Origin of the sequence: Ectothiorhodospira sp. BSL-9 (genome assembly GCF_001632845.1) — a bacterium.
Classification (GTDB): Bacteria; Pseudomonadota; Gammaproteobacteria; order Ectothiorhodospirales; family Ectothiorhodospiraceae; genus Ectothiorhodospira.
Window position 1 is genome coordinate 3,301,368 of record NZ_CP011994.1, and the last position, 21,973, is coordinate 3,323,340.

Genomic DNA, 21,973 nt, shown 5'->3' on the forward strand with positions numbered 1-21,973 from the left:
CGAATGCCAATCGATATCGATTAATATTATCAGTCAGCGCCCCTCCTCCTGCGGCTCGGGCGGCACACCTTCACACAATCTCCACAATCTTCATGAGGTCCCCAAAGACGGCATGCCTGCTCCCCAGTTCCTCATCCCGGGGTTCCTCCCATGAAAACCGCCCATGTACTGGTTGTTGAGGACGAGCCCAAGATCGCCGCGCTGCTCTTGGATTACCTGCATCGGGATCACTACGCGGTCAGCCTGCTGAACAGCGGTCTGCCGGTGATGGACAGGATCCGTGCTGCCACCCCCAGCCTGATCCTGCTGGACATCATGCTGCCCGACATGGATGGGATCTGCCTGTGCCGGGAGATTCGGCAGATATCCACTGTGCCCATCATCATGCTCACCGCACGGATCGAGGAAGCCGACCGGCTCAGGGGCTTTGAACTGGGCGCGGACGACTACGTCTGCAAGCCATTCAGCCCCCGGGAGGTCATGGCCCGGGTTGCGGCCCTACTGCGCCGGGCGGGACAGCAACACCCAGCGCCCACAACGGCCACCGAGTACACCTGGGGACTGCATCTTGAACCCAATAGCCATCGGGCCGTCCTGAACGGTCAGGAACTCATGCTTACCCCCGTGGAGTTTCGCCTGCTGCGGCAGTTTCATGGTCAGCCGAACACGGTCCTGAGCCGGGAAAGCCTGCTTGAGAACCTCTACGATGACCACCGAGTGGTAACGGCACGCACAGTGGACAGCCACATCAAGAATCTACGCAGCAAACTACAGGCTGCGGCGCCAGCGCACCGACCGATCCAGGCCGTGTACGGCGTCGGCTACCGTTTTCAGCCACCCAGAGTCGGGTGATGTCCGCAGTCAATGCCCATGGAAGAGGCATCGCCCCACTTCAATCCGCGCCAGGTCTCCCCGGTGGGTAGTGGCAAGCGGCATGGGGTGTGGGAGACGTTCGGTGCTCAGCCTCCCCTTGCTCGGGGTCTGCGCACCAAGTTGTTTCTGGCCATGTTGATCACCTTCGCCGTCCTGACCCTGGCCATCATGGGTGCCATGCGCCTGAGCTTTCAGCACGGGCTGACGGGCTATCTGGACCAGGTGGAGCAGGAGCGGGCGCAGAACTTCAGCCGCACCCTGGCGGCCTATTACCAGACCCACGGTAGTTGGGAGTCCTTACGGCAGAATCCGCGCCTATGGGGGCGCCTGCAGCGGATGAGCGACGGTGCGGCGCCCACCTATCCGGCCGAAGATGCGGTGCTCCAGGATCTGCTGAGGCGCCCGGGGCGTCTTGCTCTGCTGGATGAGACGGGCCGCAGGCTGATCGGCCCGTCCCTGCCGTTCCCGGATGAAGGGAAGCGTTACCCGGTGCAGGTGGGCGGCACCACCGTGGGCATCCTGTATGTGATGCCGTCCACCCATATCACCGACGGGCTGGCCCAGCAGTTCGAGCGCCAGCAGGGACGGATCCTGGGCCTCATCGGCCTGCTTGCCCTGCTGGTGGCCGCCGTCGCCTCCTACCTGCTGGCCAACCGCCTGCTGGGTCCACTGCAGGCCCTGACGGGAGGTACTCGCTCCCTGACCACAGGCAATTACTCGGCCCGGGTTCGACTGCACACCCGGGATGAATTCCAGACCCTGGCCGAGGACTTCAACCAGCTGGCGACCACCCTGGAGAAGAATGAAGCGGCCCGGCGCCGCTGGATCGCCGACATCTCCCACGAACTGCGCACGCCCCTGTCGGTACTGCGGGGAGAAATGGAGGCGCTGGAAGACGGTGTCCGCCCGCTGGACATGCTGGCACTCCAGTCACTGCAGGCTGAGGCGAGCCTGCTGGGAAAATTGGTGGATGATCTCTATCAGCTGGCCCTGTGCGATGTGGGCTGCCTGGACTGTCACCGGGAAAACGTGGACATGATCGCCCTGCTGCGGGAGACCGCGGTCCAGCACCAGACCCGTTTCACCCAGCAACGGCTGACCATCACCCAGGCACTGCCGCCCGCCCCGGCCTTCGTTCAGGCCGACCCGACCCGCCTGAAGCAGTTGCTGAACAACCTGCTGGAAAACACCCTGCGTTACACGGACCCCGGCGGCAGACTGCATGTGGAGGCCCGGCAACAGGATCGGCAGCTCATCATCACCCTGGATGACACCGCCCCCGGCGTGCCCGCGGATGCCCTGCCCCTGCTGTTCGAACACCTGTTCCGGGTGGAGCCCTCCCGCAGTCGGCGCCATGGCGGCGCGGGCCTGGGTCTAGCCCTGTGCCGGCGCATCGTGGAAGGTCACGGGGGGCGAATCACTGCCGCGCCCTCGCCCCTGGGCGGACTGCGGATCACCATCTGCCTGCCATTGACCAGCTGCGCGTCGGTGGGCCAGAGCTGCCGCGGCGCTGATGGCAAGGACTGAGCGTGCACCCACATCAGTAGAGGAGGCGACCTGTGCAAGGGAAGCTGTGCACCGACCATCCACTCGGTTAGGCTATCGTCCAGGTGCGCAGTGCTCCCTGGCGAGTTCCAACAAAAGGCCCACTTGAACATGGAAAGACAGCTGGCAACGGAGAAACAGTGGCTGCGTACGCGGCTGGAATCCCTGATCGATGCGGCTCGGGAAACCGAGCAGAAGCTCAACCGTCTCGCGGCTCTGGAACTGCGCCTGCTGGAGGCAGACGACCTCTCGTTGGTGCTGGGGATTCTCCTGGAGGATCTCAAAACCGGCTTTGAGCTGGACCAGGTGGCCCTGGTGCTCTGCGATGCCCGGGGTGATCTGCACACTGCCCTGGAAAGCCACAGCCTGCCCGAACATTGGCCATTGAGGCTGATGGAAGACCCCGCCCCGCTACAGGATTTGCAGGCACCCACCCTGGGCCCGCCGCGGGATGACGACCCGGAGGTCCTGGATTTTTGCGGCATGACACAACTGGCCAGTCGCGCCCTGTTGCCACTGAGGCGGGGCAAGGATCCCATCGGCCTGCTTGTTCTGGGCAGCCAGCGGGCTGAGCGTTATAGCGCCGACCAGGACACCTACCTGCTCAAGCGACTGGCTGCCGTGGTTTCGGTGTGCCTGGCAAACACCCTGTCATCCTGGCGACTGCGGGAAATCGGCGTGACCGACCCGCTCACCGGTATGCGTAATCGCCGGTTCTTCGATCAGCGACTGCAGGACGAGATCCTGCGCATGGAGCGGGAAGGCCATGCGCTGGCCTGCCTGTTTGTGGATATCGACCACTTCAAGCGAGTGAACGATGACCACGGCCATGCTGCCGGGGACCGGGCAATCACGGCGGTGGCACAGCGCCTTGCGCACCATCTGCGAAGGTTTGATTTGCTGGCCCGCTACGGTGGAGAGGAATTCGTGATCCTTCTGCCCGGCCTGGAGCCTGCGGAAATGCACTCTGTCGCCGAACGCATGCGCCAGGGCGTTGAGGCCACCCCCGTGCCCCTGGATCAGGAAGACGAAATCTCCGTCACCGTCTCAATTGGCGCGGCCCGCCTGCCGCCGAGGCTGCTGAGGGAACACCCGCCCGAGGAGCGGGCCCGAGTCCTGCTGAACGCGGCTGATCATGCCCTGCTCCAGGCCAAGGAGTCGGGTCGCAACCGCCTGGTCATCTCTCAGGAGTTCTGTAGTGTGCGCCCGGCTAGCTGACGATACACCCGGGCGCCGGCCTCCAGGTCATGACAGCGCAGGATGGCGGCCCGCCCGGGAGTGGAGTCGTCAGGCTGCACCCTCACTCCAGCGGACTCAGCGGCCTGCAGATTCACCTTGCTCAGGTCGGCCTCTCCAAACACGGAGATCACGAAGCCGCCTTCAGGCGCTGGTGGTGGGGTAAACGCCTCCCCATCGGCCAGCGACACCCAGGCCGGCAGGAAATCCGCACCGTAGAAGTCGAAAAAACCGTTGGACCCCCTCAGGTGGGCCTCGATGGGCTGGCCGCCGATCAGCTCGATGTTAAACAGGCCGCTGTAGCCGGCCAGATGACGCTCCACCCAGTCATGAATCCAGGACTCCAGCTCGGGCAGTGCGGCGCCGATCTCCCAGTAAATGGGCCGCGCGGCATCCTTCTCAGCCGAGGCCCGTGTATGGGCAAACCAACGCACCACCCCCTCCTGCACCAGACAATCGGTGCTGGTGTGCAACCCGGTCAAACGCTGACACCAGAAGCTGCCGGGCTCCGCGGGCACGTCGCCAGCCCGCATCGCCCGGGCGTCCAGACCCATGCCAGACAGGTTGGTGATGGGTTTGACGAACACTTCCTCCTTGGGCGCGACACCCAGATCCATGGGCGCCACGCCACAGGGGGCGGCGGTCAGCCCCGCCTCCAGGGCCAGCCGAAGCTTGTCGTAAACATGACGGTGACGCGGGTTCAGGCGCCAGGCAGCCGCATCCGACACAGCCACCTGGCGCCGGGGTTCAGGCCGGAACAGGTACTTGCGTTCCGGTAGCACGCCGACAAAGGGCATGAATGTTCAACCCGCTTCCGCCAGCTGATCCCCAGACTCCTCGTGCACCCGCGTCACCTGGCACAGCAGCGACTTGAATGCCGGGAAGCCACTGATGGGATCCAGCTTGCGGTCATCGGTGAGTTCGTTGACGTTGGCATGATTCCAGCCGTGGGCGCAGTGGGCCACCCCGGGCTTGATACGGTCGGTCACGCGCGCCACAAACCGGACCCGCCCACGCGGCGAGCTAACTTCCACCATATCCCCATCGCCGATACCGCGGACAGCGGCGTCACTGGGATGCAGTTCCACCAGGGGATCGGGCACTGCCCGACGCATGCGTTCCAGATACTGATGCTGGGAGTGGGTGGCATGCTTGTGACGGGCACCACTGGTGAGCACCAGCGGGTAATCCCTGGCCAGTTCGGGTGTGGACACGGGGCTCTCGGCGGGTTCGCACCACACCGGCAAGCCATCGTGCCCGGCATCGCGCAGTTCCCCGGCATCGAATTCCACCTTGCCGCTCTGGGTCTTGAACCCGTTCAGGCGGTACTGGCGATCCCCCTCCAGAAATCCATGCTCCACCAGCTCATCCAGCACCCCCGCAAACACGGTCACCCCATCCGGGTCGTTGTAGACCTGATCCCGAATGCTCTCCGGAATCCCTTCGGCGGCTTCGGCCCAGCAGGCTTCCAGGTCGCCGTTCCAGAACTGATCCGCCATGCCCAGGCGCACACCCAGGTCCAGGAATATCTCGGCGTCGGGGCGCGCCTCGCCCCGCGGCTTGACGGCAGCGCGCCGATAGCGCAACTCGCCCCGGAAATTGCAGCCGGGATAGGCGATCAGCGCCGTGCGCTCCAGATTGGTGGCGGCGGGCAGGACGATGTCCGCCATGCGCGTGGCCGGGTTGTGGAAGAAGTCGGAGGCGGCGAAAAAATCCAGCTTGCCCAGGGCCTCCTCCATGCGCTGCGAATGGGGCCACATGACGGTATTGATGCCCATGGCCAGTAGCGCACGAATGGGTTGAGGCCGCCCCTCCAGGATGGCGTCGGGCAACAGCATGCTCTGGGCCGCTGGCCAGTGGCGGGTCCATACCGGGAAGGTCTCGTCGCCGATGCGCGGCGGCAGATTCTTGAGGCAATGATCGAAAAGATCGATGGGCTTGGGCGTGACCTTGTCATTGAAAAAGCGGTTGCCCCCCTCGCGGTCGATATTACCCGTGACGGCGGCCAGCAGTATGACCGCACGATGGTTCTGAAAGCCGTTACTGTGCTGCACCGTGGAGGTGGGCGAGAGCATGATCTGCGCCGGCGAGAGGGTGGCATACAACCGCGCTGCGCGCTCGAGATCGGCCGCCTCGATGCCACAGATGGCCGCCACACGATCCGGTGGAAATGCCGCCACGTAATCCCGAAAACCCTCCACGCCGTTGGCCCACTCGTCCAGGAAGGCCTGGTCCTGCCAGCCATGGGCGAAAATGAGGTGGTGCATGCCCAGTGCCAATGCCCCGTCGGTGCCAGGCCGGATCTGCAGGTGAACCTCGGCCTGCTCCGCCAGCGGCGTCACGCGCGGATCCACCACAATCATGGGGCGCCCGGGCTTGGCCCGGGCCAGGGCATGCTGGTGAAAGGGCGGGATGGACCCACGCGGGTTGGTGGACCACACCAGCAGGCAGCGGGTGGCCTCGGAGGCCACGGTGGAGGATGTCTTGATCTTGGTACCGAAGGTCACCTCTTCCGCCACCTTGGTGGAGGAAAAACAGCAACCGCTCTCGGTCATGTAGTTGGGCGATCCAAAGGCATGGGCCAGTCGCTGCAGTTGGGGGCGGGCCTCCTTGGTGTAGCCTGCGAAAAAGGCCACCGTCTCGGCGCCATGCTGCGCGCGTGTAGCGCTCAGGCGCTCGGCAATGGTGTCCAGCGCCTCATCCCAGGAGATGCGCTCGAACTCGCCCCCACCTCGGGGCCCCACCCGCCGCAGAGGATGGATCAGTCGATCCGGATGGTTGCGCCGATCCAGCTGAACGTAGCATCGGGGGCAATCGGGCCCGTCGATCTTGACGGGCTCGCCGCTGGTGTCGAGCGTTACGTCGATGGCGCAGTTGGCATCGCACTCGTAGCAGGTACTTTTTACGGTGGCCATGGGGTGGGTCGTCCTCGAGAAACGCCGGTGAGGCAATGGATTGGGGAGTTTCTGAACCGTGCTCTCGAGTATGCGGGAGATCGACCCTTCATTCGAATAACCGGGCGAACACTGAGGTATCGGCCATCAGGCCGAACCGGCATCAGGGTCTTCCGGCTCGAAAATCGCGATCACCATCTGTCTCAGGCCCATGACCGCGAAGATGGAGATGAAGGCGACGATGGGGTTCAGGGCGACCCACCAGACCACGAAGCCCAGGATTAAACCCGCCTGCTCCACGCGGAACATGCGCTCTGCGATGAAGAGCGTGAGCGACACACCCAGCACACGCACCCAAAAGTCGTTCCTCGATACGCCTGCGGCAGTCCTATCCGACGACCGGGCTGACAGGGAGGCCGACCACACACCCACCAGGATCGTCACGAGCGATACGCAAACAGCTACCCAAAGCATGGCCCTGACCCTCCTGCTGAAAAATGTGGGTGATTGATGATGCTCTTATCGGGAATTAGGACCGCAGCATGTTCTATTAAGTTCTAAAAACACAACCCCAATATGGTTATAAGAAATAAAAGAGGATTTGACACCCGCAGCGGTGACGTTCATATTTATATAGACTGATCCATCTATATAGGGCACCCCATGCCAGCCTCCAAACGCGACCAACTGCTCGCCACGGCGGAGCGACTCTTCTATGAGGAGGGCTTTCATGCCACGGGTATCGACCGCATCGTGGCGGCCGCCGGGGTCGTGCGCATGACCCTCTACAACCACTTTGCCTCCAAGGAGGCCCTGGTGGCGGCCGTGCTGGCGACGCGTCATGAACGCTTCATGGCCAGCCTCGATGCGGCAGCGACCGCGGCCGCGCCGGGCCAGGTGACCCGGGCCCTGGTGGATGCCCATTGCCGCTGGCTGGAAAGTCACAGCCGACATGGCTGCATCATGGTGAAAGCCATGGGGGAGTTCGCCGAGCACAGTGCCGGGATTCACGCGCTGGCCGTGGCCGCCAAGACCGACCTGCTAGCGCGCCTTGAGGACAGCCTGGCCCGCGACGGGCTGGATCATCAGGAGGGCCTGGCGCGACGTCTCTTCATGGTGCTGGAAGGCAGCAACACGGCCGTCGCCCTGCTGGGCACGCCAACGGCCCTGGCGGATACGCAAACAATGACCGACACCCTGCTCTCAGCGGCCCAAGGCAAGACTGAATGAAACCCTTATCCCCCCTCGGCATGGCAACCCTCGGTGGCGGCATCATCGCCATCACCTACGGCCTGGCTCGCTTCGTGTTCGGGCTTTTTTTGCCCGAAATGCGCCAGGAACTGACCATCACACCCACCATGGCAGGCGTGATCGGCTCCCTGCCCTTTTTAAGCTTTGCCTTCGCCATCGTCGTGGCCCCCTGGATCACGCGCCGCCTTGGGGTGCGTCGCGGAGCGGTCACCGCTGCCGGTCTCGCCACGCTGGGTCTGCTGACGATTTCCCAGGCGCCTTCAGCGGTATTTCTGGCTGTGGGTGTGCTGATCTGCGGGATCAGCACCGGGTTGTCCTCACCGGTCATGGCACAAGCGGTTCATCGCGTGGTGCCCTCCCACCTTCGCGGCAGGGTGAATGCCACCATCAATGCGGGCACCAGCCTGGGCATCGCCCTTGCCATGCCGGCCGTCCTGATCTGGGCAGAGGCCTGGCGCAGCGCCTATGTGGGCTTTGCCGCCCTGGCCGCCATGGGCGTCCTGGCGGCCCTGGTCTATCTGCCTCGGGATGAGCGTCCCGCCTCACCCTCGCGGACTCACCCCACCTCCCCGCCCATACACTGGATGCAGTGGCTTGCCATCGGTCGCTTGAGTGGCATGGCCTTCGCCATGGGAGCCGTGAGCGCGGTCTACTGGGTATTTGCCCCCGACGCAGTGATCACTTCTGGCGGGCTGGTGTCCAGCCAGACCGCCTGGATGTGGCTGGCTGTGGGGCTGGGCGGAATCGCGGGATTCACCGCCGGTGATCTCATTTCGCGCTTCGGGCCGGCGCTCAGCCATGCTGGCGGGCTCACCGTGATGGCGGCCGCGATCGGACTGCTGGCCCTGGATCCCGGGAATTTCGCGCTCGCCCTGTCATCTGCGGCCCTGTTTGGCGCCGGATACATGATCCTCACCGGCTTCTACCTGGTGAGGAGCATCCAGATCATGGATCAGGCGCCCGCCCTCGGTCCGGTCATGCCGCTGCTCGCCACGTCCCTGGGCCAGGTGGCCGGCTCCCCCTTGGCCGGCTGGATGGTAGACACCCAAGGCCATGTGGCCACCTTCATGCTCTTCGCCATCGTGGGGCTTGCTGTCGCCTGGCTGTTCTCGTGGTTACTGAATGAACGCGGCGCGACGACATGGCAAAGCCCTTGAACATTCAGGCCCCTGCGCAGCATGAGCCCTGCTCAGGCCAGCCGGTCCAGTCGCAGGCGCTCGCGTTCGTCGAACAGGCGCCGAGCCCCCAACCAGATCGCGCCCAAGGTGCCAAAACCCGTGCCGGCGGTGATCAGGAACATGACCAGGATCTGGTATTTCACCGCCTCCATGGGCGGTATGCCGGCGAGGATCTGACCGGTCATCATGCCCGGCAGACTGACAATGCCTGCGGCGGCCATGGCGTTGATGATGGGCATGAGGCCACTGCGGGCCGCATCGCGGCGGATATCCTGGATGGACTCCGACCAGGTCTGCCCCAGGATCAGGCGCCCCTCGATGATGCGCCGCTGTTGCCAGGCCGTGGTGGTGAGACGGTCCAGCCCCAGAGCAATACCCGTCATGGTGTTACCCAGCAGCATACCCAGCAGGGGGATGGCGTACTGGGGCTCCCACCAGGGAGCTGGACTGATGATGACCGTGAGGGCCAGGACGGTGGCCGTGAAGGCCGAGGTGAACATGGCCAGCGTGCCAATGCCGTATCCCCACCAGCCCCGAAAACGCCGCGCCTGGCGAGCCATGACCTCGCGGCCCGCCACCAGCAGCATGATCAGCGCCATGAGGGCCACCCAGTACAGGGCCGCGTGTTCGAACAGGGTGGTGAGCACCAGGCCAATGAGCAGCAACTGGATCACCGTGCGCGCGGCCGCCACCAGCAGGCTTCGGGAAAGCCCCATGCCCACGCGGCTTGTCAGGACCGCCAGGGCAATGACCAGCAGAGCGGCAATACTCAGATCCCAGGGAGAGAGATAGATCACATCCATGCTCAGGACCTCGATTGCCGTGCCAGTTCAGCCAGCCGTCCCTGATCCATCATCAGCAACCGGCCACCGAGCCGGTCGCGCTGCTCGTGGTCATGGCTGACCCAGATGGCCCCGGCTCCCCGTTCCGTCACATACCCCATGACCAGGGCTTCCATGCGCAGGGTGTTTTCCGGATCCAGATTGGCCGTGGCCTCATCCAGGAGAAGCATCCGGGGGCCGTTGCCCAGCATCCTTGCCAGCGCCAGGCGCTGACGCTCGCCGCTGGAGAGGCGTTCCACCTCCCATTGGCGCACATCCGGGGGAAATCCCAACTGCTGCAGCCAGTCGTCCTGCACCCCCGTGAGATGCTCATCCACGGTGTCCGCCCACCACACGGGATCTGCCGGCAGATACCCTACCTGACGCCGCCATGAGGCGGGAGGGATGGTATCCCGCGGCTGGTTGGCCAGCCACACCTGGCCACGATGGGGGTCCAGATCAGCAATGGCCCGGAGTAGCAGCGACTTGCCCGCGCCGGAGGGCCCGGCAATGAGCAACAATTCCCCTGGCGCCAGTTCCAGATCGACCGGCCCCACATGATCGGATTGCAAACCCGTCAGTTTCAGCAAGGGGTCAGCGGTGGCAGTGAAGGTGGGTGCATCCATCACGGCAGTATACCGGACGAACGATCCGCTATACTGCGCCGGAGAATTCATCAACCCGCTGTCGGGTGCCCGTTCATCCACGGGAGAATCGGGAATGCGGTGGGGTGATCGATCGATGATCACCGAGTCCGCAACGCGCCCAGCGCTGTGAGGGGGATCGCGCAGACATCAAGCCACTGCCATGGGCGGGAAGGCGTCTGCGCGGGACGAACCCGAGTCAGAAGACCGGCCCGACAGTTTCTTTGCACGGCAGCAAGGCCGGGCTGCCGTCCCACCTGCTTGAACAAGGGGAACAACATGCAGGCTGGTGATTCAACACCTGATCAACATCGCTTCAACGAGGCCGAACGCAAGGCCATCTATCGCAACATGCTCTGCCGGCGGGACGTGCGGGGACAGTTCCTGCCCGACCCGGTGCCCGATGACATGCTGGCGCGCATCCTCACCGCAGCCCACTTCGCACCCTCGGTGGGCTACATGCAGCCCTGGAGCTTTGTGGTCGTCAAGGACCCACAAATCAAGCATCGAGCCCATCAGGCCTTCACCCGTGCCAACGAAGAGGCGGCAGGGATGTTCGAGGGCGAAAAACAGGAGACCTACCGCAGCCTGCGCCTGGAAGGCATCCTGGATGCACCCATCAATCTGTGCATCACCTGCGACCGGGACCGCGCCGGCCCGGTGGTGATCGGTCGCACCCACGACCACCGGATGGACCTGTACAGCGTGGTCTGCGCCGTGCAGAACCTGTGGCTGGCGGCACGCAGCGAAGGGTTGGGCGTGGGCTGGGTGAGCATCTTCCGGCCCGAGGACATCCGCCAGGTACTGAATCTTCCCGATGAGATCGTGCCCGTGGCCTATTTGTGCATTGGCCGGGTCAGCCACTTTCATGACAAGCCCGAACTGGAAGCCGCCGGCTGGCGCCCCCGGTTGCCATTGGAGCAGTTGATCCATATGGATGGCTGGGGGCACACCCCTGCCGAGGACGACGAACTGGTCAAGGCCGTTCAGGCATGCCAGGCCAGGGCGAGCCGCTCCGAAGTGCCGCTTTAGACCCGGGCTCCCGCGCACCCTGCGCCCTTCTCCGTCGGCGCCCCTGCGGGCGCCGACGGCATTCGGCCCGTGCAGGGCCTTACCGATCGTGAATCCCCTGCTACGCTCATGGTAGTGGCCGCTTGGGCCCAACCGCATGGGGATGAACCCAATGACAAGAAAACGCCTCGTGGTCTGCTGTGACGGCACCTGGGCCAAGGAAGAGACTCAGACCCACATCTTCCGACTCTTCGGGATGATCCCCGAGGAGCCCGCCAACGATGCTTACCAACTGAAGCACTACGTATCCGGGGTCGGCTCGTCCCGGTGGACCCGGTTTCGCGGCGGGGCCTTTGGCTTCGGGCTCAATGAAAACCTGCAACGGGCTTATAACTGGCTGGTGGAGCACTACGAACCTGGCGACGAGATCTTCTGTTTCGGGTTTTCCCGGGGTGCCTACACGGCGCGGTCCCTGTGCGGGATGATCGGCACCTCCGGGCTATTCTGCCGGGAGCATCAGGGCGAGACGGATCTGGCCATGAATTACTACCGCGTGCCACCGGAGCGGCGCCCACAAAGCCGCCAGCATCGCCAACTCCAGCGCATCCGGCGTCATCCGGAGGAAACCCTGAGCGTGCGCATGCTGGGTGTTTTCGACACGGTGGGCGCCCTGGGTGTGCCCATCCCGGCGCTGGCCTCCTTTGCCCAGGGGGGACGACGGGTCAACTTTCATGACACCACGCTGGGCCCACTGGTGGAGAATGCCTTTCATGCCCTGGCCATTGATGAGCAGCGCGGCCCTTTCAAGCCCACCCTGTGGACGTTAGCGGACGGGGATGCGTCCACCCCGCCCCAGGCACGGCGCTTTGATGGCAGCCGGGTGGATCAGCAGGTGGTACAGGCCTGGTTCCCCGGCGTCCATTCGGATGTGGGCGGCGGCTACGACAACAAGGCCCTGGCCGATGTCCCTTTCCTGTGGATGCTGCGCGAGGCCCAGGCCCTGGGGTTGCACATCGAGGAGAGCATGATCGAGGAGTGCCTCTCTCCCAATCCCTTTGCACCGGCCCACGACTCCCTGAACCTGCAATACAAGCTCACGGCTTACTGGCCCTGGATCGACGATAACCGCCCGCGCCTCATTGGCGCCGAGGCCCGGCATCGGGCCGGCCTGGGTGCTGCCCGCAACGCCATGGTCCATCAGGCCACGCTGGATCGCATTGAACAGGCTTCGCAACTCCCTCCGAAACAGTCACCTTATCGTCCGTTGAATCTGGTCAATCCGCAGGGAGAACTGATCGAACCGATGGATGTAGCGAATACCCGGTAGGGCCGTCACATGGGGATGCGGCACGGAAACGTGGTGTGTGGTGGTTTATACTGGGCCGATGACATCTGCCGAACCCGCCTCTCACGATTCCGGCCCCCGTATCTGGGTGGACGCGGATGCCTGTCCCGTGGTGATCAAGGAGATCCTGTTTCGCGCGGCACAGCGCACCCGGATCCCTGTCACACTGGTGGCCAACCAGTTCATCCAGGTGCCGCGTTCACCCTTCATCAAGACGATGCAGGTGGGTGCTGGCTATGACGTGGCCGATGATGAAATCGTGCGACGGGTCTCACCGGGGGATCTGGTCATCACCGCCGACATCCCCCTGGCCGCCCAGGTGCTGGACAAACAGGGCCAGGCACTCAACCCGCGGGGTGAGTTGTACACCCGGGACACCATCCGCCAACGCCTGCAAATGAGGGACTTCATGGACACCCTGCGGGCAAGCGGCGTCGATACCGGCGGTCCTCCGGCCCTCAGCCAGGGCGACCGACAGGCCTTTGCCAATCAACTGGATCGTTGGCTGCAGCGAAACGCTCGTGCTTGACCCGATGCCCTACCACGGCATCCCCCCCTGCAAAGGAGTTCTGATGAAATTCGCCCGTTCCCTGCCAATAATCGCCGCCGCCACCACCTGGCTGATGCTGTCCGCCTGCGGCGGCGAGGAAACCGCCTCGGAAGTGCCGCTGATGGTGCTTGCCTCCCAACCCGCCAGCCATGACGGCCAGCTGGTCACCACCCAGGGGGTGGTGCGCCATCTGGAGGAACCCCTGCACTACTGGATAGAAGACGAGCAACTGCGCCGCGTGGCCGTGGAACCCGACGACATGATTGCCCCGCACCTGGGGGAAACCGTCAAGGTGACCGGCCGTTTCCATTACGCCCCCGAGGAGGGGCGCAGTCTGCACCTGCAGCAGGTGGAAACCCTGGAGTGAAACGATCCGCCCCTGCCCCTTGGGCAGACCCTTGGGGGGCAGCCTCGTGAACGGCGGCCGCCCCAAGGGGCGGCTCAGTGGATCAGGCCATCAATCTCTTCAACAGACACATCCATACGCGAGGGGATCACCAGTGGGCCGAACTGGTTGAACACCGGCACATCCGAGGCATCCCGGCCGTAGCCCAGCCGCACCCGTCCCGCCTCAGGCTCGGACTGGGTGGGGTCGAAGGTAAACCACTGGCCACCCACGTACGCCTCGAACCAGGCATGCAGGTCCATGGGTACCAGCCGGTACCGATAGCCCACCACATAGCGCGCCGGGATACTCAGGCTCCGGCACAGGGCGACCCCCACATGGGCAAAGTCACGGCATACCCCATTGCCCCGGTCGATGGCCTCCCGGGCCGAGATGGGGGTGGGATCGGAGTCGGTAAGATACGTCATGTGCTGATGGGTCCAGCGGGCGATGGCCTCCACCTGATCAAAGCCGGGGATCTTTCCCCGCACGATCTGTGCGGCCTGCTGACCCAGACGATCGGAGTCGCAGTAGCGGCTCGGTGTGAGATACATGAGCGTGTGATCCGGCAAGTCCTGCACCAGCACAAAAGGTGCGCCCGGCGCCCGATCCAGCCTGGCGGGCACCTGTACCTCTGATTGCACCCGAACCTGGAAATGACCAGGCGGCGCAGTCAAACGTTGCCAGAGATTGCCATACATGTCGGTATATTCGATGATCGGCATACCAGGCGATACGGTATAGCGATCCTGGGCCACCCACTGGTGCGCATCGCTACGCGGCCTCATGAGCAACAACATGGGACTTTCCACCTGAAAGTCCATCTCGAGGGTACAACCCACCCGCAACCACATGCTCGACCTCCCGGGTCGCTGCCAACCACCTTGTGCACGGTGCCCACCGGACCCGGGGGCACCACGACGCACACATCCGGGGCTTGCCGCCCCTCGATGCCAGTTTACACCGCCGCAGGGGGGGAAATCTCGGTAAGCTGCTACGAAAGCATGTTGCGCAACATGGAGCGCACCTCCTCGCGGACGATTTCACGGATTCGCTCTTCCGAAACAGGCGATTCTGCCGGCGGCAATGCCTCCAGGCGGGCGCTGATCATGGACGCCACGATCGCGTCCAGGCTGCCGGCGGCCGCCGGGGCCTGGGGCGTCGATTCCTCGACGCGGGCCGTATCGGGCTCCGGAGCGCTTTCGGGCTGCGGTTGTGTGTTTTCCGGCTCTGCGGCCATGTCTGCGTCCTCGTCTGAGTCCTGTGGTGTCATGGGCGGCTCCGGCATCGGCTCCCGCATAGGCTCCGGGGCCGGCTCCGGCTCTGGCGTGAACTCCGGTTCCGGGGCTGCTTCCGGGATCATCCCGGGATGCAGCGGGGTGGGCGACGATGCCGAGCGGCGTTCTGGCTCGGCCTCCACCATGTCCAGCAAGGCCTCCTCCGGATCCTGAAAGGGCTGACCGTCTTCGCCATCGTCAAGACCCTCGGGGGGTTCATCGATGACAAACCGATCCAGCTCACCATTCTCGATCCACTGCGCCCACTGCTCGTACAGGGCCTCCTTGTCGTCAACCCCCTCCACATCGCCGGAGATGAAGGAGGATATATCCTTGACGTGGTACTTTCGCTGCACGTAGTCCGCCAGCAACGGGCCCACTTCCTCGCTGCTGCGGGTCAGGGCCACCAGCCTCATCAAGCTCTCGGATTTGGCACTCATCGTCTGTTTCCTTGGTCAGTCATGAAAGACACTCACTTCAGGATAGCGGCATCGGGAGCTCTGGCTTAAGCCCATTGCTTTGACCGCTCTGGCGGGGCCGTTATACTGCCACCTGCCGGCGCACCAGTAGAACATGGCGCAGCGCCCGCAATCATCCCGCCCGGGTGGCGAAATTGGTAGACGCAAGGGATTTAAAATCCCTCGGCCTCAGGCCGTGCCGGTTCGAGTCCGGCTCCGGGCACCATATTCCATCGGATCAGTCCAAATGGATATCACGGCGGCAAATGGCTGTCCCGCCTGCCGCCGACCGATGTGCTGGAGGTGATCCCAGATGAACAACGTCATTGCCTGTGTCGATGGATCCCGTGCTTCGCCGTCCGTGTGTGATTACGCGGCCTGGGCTAGCCGGCGCATGGACCTCCCTGTCATGCTGCTGCATGTGAGCACGCCGCTGGAAACCGTTACAACCCAACAGGTTCGCCAGGAGTTGACCCTGGGGCACCGGGAGGCACTTCACGGCGAACTGGAGCAGGCAGAGCAGACCAGACGGCAACTGCTGCACAAACAGGGGCAGGCCATTTTGAATGATGCCGCGGATCGCCTGATGCGCCAGGGCATCCTGGAACCTGGCAATCTGCTGCGCCAGGGGGACATCGCGCACGTACTCAGGGAACTGCAGGGTGAGGCCCGCCTGGTCGTGGTGGGCCGCAGGGGAAATGACTCCGGGGACGACATGCGGCATGTGGGTAGCCATCTGGAGACCATCATCCGCACCCTGGGTCCCAAGCTACTGATCGTCCCCGAACATTACGCTCCCCCGGAGCGCTTCCTGATTGCCTACGATGGCAGTGAAGCTGCCAACAAGGTGGTGGCCCGGGTGGCGCAAAGCCGGCTGCTTAGCGGCCTGTCGGGGCACCTGCTCATGGTGGGCAAGGATACCGCCGACAACCGCGCCATGATCCACGCAGCGCAAAGCATTCTGGAACGCCAGGGCTTTACCATGCAGGCAGAGATCCGCCCTGGCACCGTGGAGGAGGCGGTGACTGCCTACCAGCAGGACCATGACATTCAGTTACTGGTCATGGGGGCCTTCGGACATTCCAAGGTACGACAATTCTTCGTGGGCAGCACGACCACGCGAATGCTCAAGACGTGCCGCATACCACTGCTGATCCTGCGCTGACACCCGACACCCATACCCCGAGACACCCTTGGACCGGGATAAGAACGCCTATCCCGGCAGGAATCCAATGCTACCCGCCAAGAAACCATCTTCCAGCGATTATCCACGGCCAGCCAGACGTCCCTGGCTGCGTTCCCGTCAGCCCACCTACCGGATTGCCGCCGTGGGCGTGGGCCTGCTGATGGTGGCTGGACTGGGCATTTATATCGGTGTGGGCTATCTGGGGGGCGTACCCCGGCAACTGGTGCTGCTGTTCTCAGCCCCAGGCATCCCCATGGGCTGGTGGTTCCTGACCATGTCCACCTGGAACGCCGGCCCCATCAACAGCCTCATCATCCAGGGTGCCACCGGCGCCTGCCTGATGACCCTGGGGATCCTGATGCTGTTCGGGGCGTATGGCGGGATATTCCTTGTCAGCCTGGGCCTGATGCTGCTGGCCTGTTTTCACCTTTACCTGGCCGTGCGCAGCTTCCGACGCCGGCTTTGACCCCTCCCTGAAACCCGCAGACCCCACATCATGCGTATTGCACTCATTCAACAATCCAATACCGATGACACCCGGGCCAACCTGGAAAAGAGCCTGGCAGGCATCCGCCGGGCAGCCGAACAGGGGGCCCGGTTGGTCATCCTGCAGGAATTGCATACGGGCCCCTATTTCTGCCAGACGGAGGACACCGGAGTCTTCGATCTGGCTGAACCCATCCCCGGCCCCACCACGCAGACCCTGTCGGAACTGGCGGCGGAACTGGGCGTGGTGATCGTCGGCTCGCTGTTCGAGCGTCGTGCCGCCGGGCTTTACCACAACACCGCCGTGGTGCTGGACAGCGATGGCCGCCTGGCCGGACGCTACCGCAAGATGCACATCCCCGATGATCCGGGGTATTACGAGAAGTTCTACTTCACCCCCGGCGATCTGGGCTTTCATCCCGTGGACACCTCCGTGGGCCGGCTGGGGGTGCTGGTCTGCTGGGATCAGTGGTTCCCGGAAGCCGCGCGGCTCATGGCCCTGGCAGGCGCCGAGTTACTGATCTACCCCACGGCCATTGGCTGGGATCCGGACGACAACGCCGAGGAACAGGCACGCCAGCGGGAGGCATGGATCACCGTGCAGCGAGCCCATGCGGTGGCCAATGGTGTGCCCGTGGCCGCCTGCAACCGGGTGGGCTTCGAGGCCGACCCCTCCGGCGTCAGCGCCGGGAGCCGGTTCTGGGGCAGCAGTTTCGTCTGCGGACCGCAGGGGGAATTTCTGGACCAGGCCTCCACCGATGAGGAGGTCTGCCTGCTGGTGGATGTGGATCTGGCCCGGGGCGAAGCCGTGCGGCGTATCTGGCCCTTCCTTCGGGATCGACGCATCGATGCCTACGACGACCTGCTGAAACGCTATCGGGACACCTGAGCAGATCCATACGGAAATTTCGCGCAGTGATTCCAATCTTATCAACGACACGATGCCCTTTTCCCTGTAGAGTCGGGGGTTGTTGTACGAACCCGAGGAGGTTTTGAAGATGAATTTTGAAGAAATGAGAAACATGGGCTCCAACGATCGCATGATCCGCGTCGTGGTAGGCCTGGTGCTGTTGGCTCTGGTCTTCGTCGGTCCACAAACCCCCTGGGGCTGGCTCGGCCTGATCCCGCTGGCCACAGCCACCATCGGCTGGTGCCCTGCTTATAACTTGCTGGGCATGAATACAGACCCAGACAAGGAGGCCTGATTCGCCCAAAGGCTGAACAGGCCATCCCGGTCCGCCGCTCGCGGGGATCGGGCGCGTAAATAAAAAGGGCACGGTATAATCGGCGGCCTACTGAAACATACCCCGGCCGCGCGCATACCGAATGCCACAAAACAGCAAGTCCAACCCGCTTAACGCACTTGAACTCCCCACCGCCGGCCATTTGGCCCGATGGGGAGGCCTTTCTGGTTCCGCCCTGTGGCTCGCTGTCGCTGAGGCCGCTCGTCGACACCGTGGCGTTTCCCTGCTCATCACGCCAGACACCCAGACTGCCGAGCGCCTTGAGCAGGAACTGGATTTCTTCCTGGCCGGAGAGAATCTTCCAACCCTGTCCCTGCCCGATTGGGAAACCCTGCCTTACGACGTGTTTTCTCCCCACGAGGACATCGTCTCCCGCCGACTGGAAACCCTTTACCACCTACCCGCCCTGAAGCGCGGCACCCTGATCATTCCCATCACCACCCTCATGCAGCGCCTGCCCCCCCGGGCCTGGCTGCAATCGGAGTGTCTGATGCTGCAACAGGGGGAGCGGATCGATCGGGACAAACTCAGGGAAGGATTCGAGCAGGCCGGCTATCAGCATGTGAGTCAGGTGATGGAGCACGGTGAGTATGCCGTGCGTGGTGCCCTGATGGATGTTTACCCCATGGGCAGCGATGCCCCCTATCGCATCGATCTGCTGGACGACGAGATCGAGACCATCCGCACCTTTGATCCGGAAACCCAGCGCTCACGTGAAACGATCCATGAGGTGCGCCTGCTGCCCGCCCATGAGTTCCCCCTCAATGAGGCGGGCATCAAGGCCTTCCGCCAGCATTACCGCACCGTGATCGAGGGAGACCCCCAGGCCAGCCACATTTATCGGGAGGTGAGCCAGGGTGCTGCTCCGGCGGGCATTGAGTACTATCTGCCGCTGTTCTTCGAGCAGATGGAAACCCTGTTCGACTACCTGCCCGACAACACCCTGGCCGTCCACGTAGGCGATACCCTGGCTGCCGCACAGGCCTTTGCCGATCAGGTGGCCCATCGTTACGAACAGCGCCGTCACGACCGCGAACGCCCCCTGCTTCCACCGGATAGCCTCTTCCTCGGGGTCGAGGAAGTCGCCAGCAGCATGCGCGGCTGGCCCACACTGGCCCTGGTCAGCGAGGCTGTGGAAGACAGCGCCCAGGGTGTCGCACAAAACGCCGATGCGCGCCCCCCTGGCGACCTGCGACTGCAGGCCCGGCAGGCCGAGCCCGCCAAGGCATTCAATGACTTCCTGCAGGGCTTTCCGGGTCGGGTACTGCTCATGGCAGAGTCCCCCGGTCGTCGCGAGGTGCTGCTGGATACCTTGCGACCCTTGGGGGTCGTCCCGCATCAGGTGGATTCCTGGGCCGAATTTCTGGCATCAGACACCTCCCCCGCCATCACCATCGGCCCCTTGCAATCCGGCCTTTGCCTGCCCGGCGAGGGGATTGCGGTACTCACCGAATCCGAGCTGTTTGGGGAGAAGGCCCGCCAGGAGCGCCGTCGACGCAAACCCACCCGGGATGCAGATGCGGTGGTTCGTAACCTCACCGACCTGCACGCAGGCGCCCCCGTGGTCCATGAGGATCATGGTGTGGGGCGCTATCTTGGACTGCAGAAGATCACCGCCGGTGGCCAGGAAACGGAGTTCCTCACCCTGGAATACGCAGGCGGCGACAAGCTCTATGTCCCGGTGGCGTCGCTGCACCTGGTGAGCCGTTATACCGGGGCCGACCCCGAACATGCCCCGCTGCACAAGCTGGGTACGGAAACCTGGTCGAAGGCCCGGCGCAAGGCAGCAGAAAAGGCCCGCGACGTGGCTGCGGAGCTCCTGGACATCTATGCCCGCCGGGCGGCGCGCCAGGGTCATGCCTACCAGTCACGAGGCGCGGAATATACTGCATTCGCTGCCGCCTTCCCGTTTGAGGAAACCCCGGACCAGCTCAGCGCCATCGACGCCGTGCTCGACGACATGGCCTCCGAGCGCCCCATGGACCGGGTGGTCTGCGGCGATGTGGGCTTTGGCAAGACCGAAGTCGCCATGCGGGCGGCCTTTGTGGCCGTCCAGGGCGGCAAGCAGGTGGCGGTGCTGGTGCCCACCACCCTGCTGGCTCAGCAGCATGATCAGAACTTCCGCGACCGGTTCGCCGATTGGCCCGTACGCATCGAATCCCTGTCCCGCTTCGGCTCCCAGAAACAGCACCAGGAGGTGATGAAGGGCCTGGAAGATGGCCGGGTGGACATCGTCATCGGCACTCACAAACTGATCCAGGGCAACCTGCGCTTCAAGAACCTGGGGCTGGTGATCATCGACGAAGAACAGCGCTTCGGGGTCCGTCACAAGGAGCGATTGAAGTCCCTGCGAGCCGAGGTGGACATGCTCACCCTCACCGCCACGCCCATTCCCCGGACCCTGAACATGGCCCTGTCGGGCCTGCGTGATCTGTCGATCATTGCCACGCCGCCGGAGGAGCGTCTGACCATCAAGACCTTCGTCAGCCAGTGGAACAGTGCCCTGATCCAGGAGGCCTGTCTGCGGGAGATTCGCCGGGGTGGGCAGGTGTACTACCTGCACAACGAGGTCCAGACCATCGAGAAGGCTGCACGGGAGCTTCAGGAACAGATCCCGTCAGCCACCATTGGCATTGCCCATGGCCAGATGCGTGAGCGGGAACTGGAACAGGTGATGCTGGATTTCTACCACCGTCGCTACCACGTACTGGTGTGCACCACCATCATCGAAACCGGCATCGACGTGCCCACCGCCAATACCATCATCATCAACCGGGCCGACAAGATGGGCCTGTCCCAGCTGCACCAGTTGCGGGGGCGCGTGGGGCGTAGCCACCATCGCGCCTATGCGTATCTGATCACCCCGCATCCCTCGGGGATGACCAAGGATGCCGTCAAGCGACTGGAGGCCATCGAGTCCCTGGAGGATCTGGGGGTCGGCTTCACCCTGGCCAGCCACGATCTGGAGATCCGCGGTGCCGGGGAATTGCTGGGGGATGAGCAGAGTGGACAGATCCAGGAGATCGGCTTCACCCTGTACAACGAACTGCTGGACCGGGCCGTCAAAGCCCTCAAGGAAGGCAAGGTCCCGGACCTGGATCACACCACGTCCGATACCACGGAGGTGGACCTGGGTCTGCCGGCACTGCTACCCGATGACTATGTGCCCGACATCCACACGCGCCTGATCCTCTACAAGCGCCTGTCTGCCTGCCAGGACACGGACCAGCTCAGAGAGATGGAAGTGGAAATGGTGGATCGTTTCGGGCTACTACCGGCTCAGGCCAGGAACCTGGTGGAGGCCACTCGCCTGAAGCTGAGGCTGCAACCCCTGGGTGTGCGCAAACTGGAAGTAGGGCCCAAGGGTGGCAGGCTGATCTTCCACCCCAATCCACCGGTGGATCCCATGAGCGTGATCCAGCTGGTGCAATCCCAACCGGAAAGCTTCCGCCTGGACGGCCAGGATACGCTGCGCTTCACCGCCGAGATGGAGAGCCTGGATCAGCGCGTTGACGCGGTCACCCGCCTGACAGGGCAGATGCACATCAAGCAGGAGGCCGTGGCCTGAGGCCAGCCCGGCCCTGCCCCC

21 protein-coding genes, 1 tRNA gene and 1 riboswitch are annotated in these 21,973 nt (G+C 63.9%); of the genes, 15 read left to right on the forward strand and 7 right to left on the reverse strand.

The features are described 5' to 3' along the window. The first annotated feature begins 150 nt into the window (after positions 1 to 150). From ECTOBSL9_RS15075 to ECTOBSL9_RS15085, 3 genes are all read left to right on the forward strand, one after another. A complete protein-coding gene (locus ECTOBSL9_RS15075) occupies positions 151 to 852 on the forward strand; it encodes a response regulator (RefSeq protein ID WP_063465738.1) in 702 nt (233 codons plus the stop codon). Positions 853 to 870: 18 nt separating this feature from the next. Further along, a complete protein-coding gene (locus ECTOBSL9_RS15080) occupies positions 871 to 2,400 on the forward strand; it encodes an ATP-binding protein (protein ID WP_168161577.1) in 1,530 nt (509 codons plus the stop codon). Positions 2,401 to 2,529: 129 nt separating this feature from the next. Continuing rightward, positions 2,530 to 3,636: a diguanylate cyclase gene (locus tag ECTOBSL9_RS15085; protein WP_063465739.1), complete on the forward strand. Its 1,107-nt coding sequence runs from the start codon at positions 2,530 to 2,532 to the stop codon at positions 3,634 to 3,636. Here ECTOBSL9_RS15085 and ECTOBSL9_RS15090 read toward each other — a convergent pair. From ECTOBSL9_RS15090 to ECTOBSL9_RS15100, 3 genes are all read right to left on the reverse strand, one after another. Then, complete coding sequence (locus ECTOBSL9_RS15090) at positions 3,603 to 4,451, reverse strand: hypothetical protein (RefSeq protein WP_063465740.1); 849 nt, start codon at positions 4,449 to 4,451, stop codon at positions 3,603 to 3,605. The genes ECTOBSL9_RS15085 and ECTOBSL9_RS15090 overlap by 34 nt on opposite strands. 6 nt (positions 4,452 to 4,457) lie before the next feature. Further along, on the reverse strand, positions 4,458 to 6,569 hold the full coding sequence (locus tag ECTOBSL9_RS15095) for a molybdopterin-dependent oxidoreductase (protein WP_063465741.1): 2,112 nt from the start codon (positions 6,567 to 6,569) through the stop codon (positions 4,458 to 4,460). 126 nt (positions 6,570 to 6,695) lie between these two features. Next, on the reverse strand, positions 6,696 to 7,022 hold the full coding sequence (locus tag ECTOBSL9_RS15100) for a hypothetical protein (RefSeq protein ID WP_063465742.1): 327 nt from the start codon (positions 7,020 to 7,022) through the stop codon (positions 6,696 to 6,698). A gap of 189 nt (positions 7,023 to 7,211) precedes the next feature. Here ECTOBSL9_RS15100 and ECTOBSL9_RS15105 point away from each other — a divergent pair, with 189 nt between their 5' ends. Both ECTOBSL9_RS15105 and ECTOBSL9_RS15110 read left to right on the forward strand, forming a co-directional pair. Beyond that, a complete protein-coding gene (locus ECTOBSL9_RS15105; RefSeq protein WP_063465743.1) occupies positions 7,212 to 7,778 on the forward strand; it encodes a TetR/AcrR family transcriptional regulator in 567 nt (188 codons plus the stop codon). Next, a complete protein-coding gene (locus ECTOBSL9_RS15110) occupies positions 7,775 to 8,956 on the forward strand; it encodes an MFS transporter (RefSeq protein WP_082829994.1) in 1,182 nt (393 codons plus the stop codon). Before ECTOBSL9_RS15105 ends, ECTOBSL9_RS15110 begins: the two co-directional genes overlap by 4 nt. 32 nt (positions 8,957 to 8,988) lie before the next feature. Here ECTOBSL9_RS15110 and fetB read toward each other — a convergent pair whose 3' ends face one another. Then, positions 8,989 to 9,780, reverse strand: a complete 792-nt coding sequence (gene fetB, locus ECTOBSL9_RS15115) for an iron export ABC transporter permease subunit FetB (protein WP_063465745.1) — start codon at positions 9,778 to 9,780, stop codon at positions 8,989 to 8,991. A gap of 2 nt (positions 9,781 to 9,782) precedes the next feature. After that, entirely contained in the window at positions 9,783 to 10,424 is a 642-nt protein-coding gene (locus ECTOBSL9_RS15120) for an ATP-binding cassette domain-containing protein (protein WP_063465746.1), read from the reverse strand. A 46-nt stretch (positions 10,425 to 10,470) separates the two neighbouring features. After that, positions 10,471 to 10,673: riboswitch (cobalamin riboswitch) on the forward strand. Positions 10,674 to 10,721: 48 nt separating this feature from the next. On the opposite strand from ECTOBSL9_RS15120, the gene bluB reads away from it, so the two are divergent. The 4 genes from bluB to ECTOBSL9_RS15140 all read left to right on the forward strand — a co-directional run bounded on the left by bluB (position 10,722) and on the right by ECTOBSL9_RS15140 (position 13,715). After that, entirely contained in the window at positions 10,722 to 11,474 is a 753-nt protein-coding gene (gene bluB, locus ECTOBSL9_RS15125) for a 5,6-dimethylbenzimidazole synthase (RefSeq protein WP_063465747.1), read from the forward strand. Positions 11,475 to 11,625: 151 nt separating this feature from the next. After that, a complete protein-coding gene (locus tag ECTOBSL9_RS15130; protein WP_168161578.1) occupies positions 11,626 to 12,780 on the forward strand; it encodes a DUF2235 domain-containing protein in 1,155 nt (384 codons plus the stop codon). Between the two features lie 58 nt (positions 12,781 to 12,838). After that, the gene (locus ECTOBSL9_RS15135; protein ID WP_063465749.1) at positions 12,839 to 13,327 is read left to right on the forward strand and encodes a YaiI/YqxD family protein; all 489 of its coding nucleotides are present in this window, start codon (positions 12,839 to 12,841) and stop codon (positions 13,325 to 13,327) included. A gap of 43 nt (positions 13,328 to 13,370) precedes the next feature. Further along, positions 13,371 to 13,715, forward strand: coding sequence for a hypothetical protein (locus tag ECTOBSL9_RS15140; protein ID WP_063465750.1), 345 nt, complete (start codon positions 13,371 to 13,373; stop codon positions 13,713 to 13,715). 74 nt (positions 13,716 to 13,789) lie between these two features. Here the strand turns inward: ECTOBSL9_RS15140 and ECTOBSL9_RS15145 are convergent, their stop codons facing one another. Both ECTOBSL9_RS15145 and ECTOBSL9_RS15150 read right to left on the reverse strand, forming a co-directional pair. Continuing rightward, the gene (locus tag ECTOBSL9_RS15145; RefSeq protein WP_063465751.1) at positions 13,790 to 14,587 is read right to left on the reverse strand and encodes a transglutaminase family protein; all 798 of its coding nucleotides are present in this window, start codon (positions 14,585 to 14,587) and stop codon (positions 13,790 to 13,792) included. A gap of 140 nt (positions 14,588 to 14,727) precedes the next feature. Then, positions 14,728 to 15,450, reverse strand: coding sequence for a hypothetical protein (locus ECTOBSL9_RS15150; RefSeq protein WP_063465752.1), 723 nt, complete (start codon positions 15,448 to 15,450; stop codon positions 14,728 to 14,730). A gap of 158 nt (positions 15,451 to 15,608) precedes the next feature. On the opposite strand from ECTOBSL9_RS15150, the gene ECTOBSL9_RS15155 reads away from it, so the two are divergent. The 6 genes from ECTOBSL9_RS15155 (at position 15,609) to mfd (ending at position 21,952) form a co-directional block, all read left to right on the forward strand. Further along, a tRNA-Leu gene (locus ECTOBSL9_RS15155) sits at positions 15,609 to 15,694 on the forward strand. Between the two features lie 87 nt (positions 15,695 to 15,781). Further along, the gene (locus tag ECTOBSL9_RS15160) at positions 15,782 to 16,633 is read left to right on the forward strand and encodes a universal stress protein (RefSeq protein WP_063465753.1); all 852 of its coding nucleotides are present in this window, start codon (positions 15,782 to 15,784) and stop codon (positions 16,631 to 16,633) included. 67 nt (positions 16,634 to 16,700) lie between these two features. Next, positions 16,701 to 17,120 carry a hypothetical protein gene (locus ECTOBSL9_RS15165; RefSeq protein ID WP_063465754.1) on the forward strand — a complete coding sequence of 140 codons (420 nt, stop codon included), beginning with the start codon at positions 16,701 to 16,703 and terminating at the stop codon, positions 17,118 to 17,120. Between the two features lie 30 nt (positions 17,121 to 17,150). Further along, complete coding sequence (locus ECTOBSL9_RS15170; RefSeq protein WP_063465755.1) at positions 17,151 to 18,029, forward strand: carbon-nitrogen hydrolase; 879 nt, start codon at positions 17,151 to 17,153, stop codon at positions 18,027 to 18,029. Between the two features lie 109 nt (positions 18,030 to 18,138). Next, entirely contained in the window at positions 18,139 to 18,345 is a 207-nt protein-coding gene (locus tag ECTOBSL9_RS15175; RefSeq protein WP_063465756.1) for a DUF2892 domain-containing protein, read from the forward strand. 121 nt (positions 18,346 to 18,466) lie between these two features. Further along, a complete protein-coding gene (gene mfd, locus ECTOBSL9_RS15180) occupies positions 18,467 to 21,952 on the forward strand; it encodes a transcription-repair coupling factor (protein ID WP_063465757.1) in 3,486 nt (1,161 codons plus the stop codon). The last annotated feature ends 21 nt before the right edge of the window (positions 21,953 to 21,973 follow it).

Bases quoted from the DNA above. Each gene is read 5' to 3' on its own strand.
- ECTOBSL9_RS15075 (WP_063465738.1), top strand. From the start codon at position 151: ATGAAAACCGCCCATGTACTGGTTGTTGAGGACGAGCCCAAGATCGCC.
- ECTOBSL9_RS15080 (WP_168161577.1), top strand. From the start codon at position 871: ATGGAAGAGGCATCGCCCCACTTCAATCCGCGCCAGGTCTCCCCGGTG.
- ECTOBSL9_RS15085 (WP_063465739.1), top strand. From the start codon at position 2,530: ATGGAAAGACAGCTGGCAACGGAGAAACAGTGGCTGCGTACGCGGCTG.
- ECTOBSL9_RS15090 (WP_063465740.1), bottom strand. From the start codon at position 4,451: ATGCCCTTTGTCGGCGTGCTACCGGAACGCAAGTACCTGTTCCGGCCT.
- ECTOBSL9_RS15095 (WP_063465741.1), bottom strand. From the start codon at position 6,569: ATGGCCACCGTAAAAAGTACCTGCTACGAGTGCGATGCCAACTGCGCC.
- ECTOBSL9_RS15100 (WP_063465742.1), bottom strand. From the start codon at position 7,022: ATGCTTTGGGTAGCTGTTTGCGTATCGCTCGTGACGATCCTGGTGGGT.
- ECTOBSL9_RS15105 (WP_063465743.1), top strand. From the start codon at position 7,212: ATGCCAGCCTCCAAACGCGACCAACTGCTCGCCACGGCGGAGCGACTC.
- ECTOBSL9_RS15110 (WP_082829994.1), top strand. From the start codon at position 7,775: ATGAAACCCTTATCCCCCCTCGGCATGGCAACCCTCGGTGGCGGCATC.
- fetB (WP_063465745.1), bottom strand. From the start codon at position 9,780: ATGGATGTGATCTATCTCTCTCCCTGGGATCTGAGTATTGCCGCTCTG.
- ECTOBSL9_RS15120 (WP_063465746.1), bottom strand. From the start codon at position 10,424: ATGGATGCACCCACCTTCACTGCCACCGCTGACCCCTTGCTGAAACTG.
- bluB (WP_063465747.1), top strand. From the start codon at position 10,722: ATGCAGGCTGGTGATTCAACACCTGATCAACATCGCTTCAACGAGGCC.
- ECTOBSL9_RS15130 (WP_168161578.1), top strand. From the start codon at position 11,626: ATGACAAGAAAACGCCTCGTGGTCTGCTGTGACGGCACCTGGGCCAAG.
- ECTOBSL9_RS15135 (WP_063465749.1), top strand. From the start codon at position 12,839: ATGACATCTGCCGAACCCGCCTCTCACGATTCCGGCCCCCGTATCTGG.
- ECTOBSL9_RS15140 (WP_063465750.1), top strand. From the start codon at position 13,371: ATGAAATTCGCCCGTTCCCTGCCAATAATCGCCGCCGCCACCACCTGG.
- ECTOBSL9_RS15145 (WP_063465751.1), bottom strand. From the start codon at position 14,587: ATGTGGTTGCGGGTGGGTTGTACCCTCGAGATGGACTTTCAGGTGGAA.
- ECTOBSL9_RS15150 (WP_063465752.1), bottom strand. From the start codon at position 15,450: ATGAGTGCCAAATCCGAGAGCTTGATGAGGCTGGTGGCCCTGACCCGC.
- ECTOBSL9_RS15160 (WP_063465753.1), top strand. From the start codon at position 15,782: ATGAACAACGTCATTGCCTGTGTCGATGGATCCCGTGCTTCGCCGTCC.
- ECTOBSL9_RS15165 (WP_063465754.1), top strand. From the start codon at position 16,701: ATGCTACCCGCCAAGAAACCATCTTCCAGCGATTATCCACGGCCAGCC.
- ECTOBSL9_RS15170 (WP_063465755.1), top strand. From the start codon at position 17,151: ATGCGTATTGCACTCATTCAACAATCCAATACCGATGACACCCGGGCC.
- ECTOBSL9_RS15175 (WP_063465756.1), top strand. From the start codon at position 18,139: ATGAATTTTGAAGAAATGAGAAACATGGGCTCCAACGATCGCATGATC.
- mfd (WP_063465757.1), top strand. From the start codon at position 18,467: ATGCCACAAAACAGCAAGTCCAACCCGCTTAACGCACTTGAACTCCCC.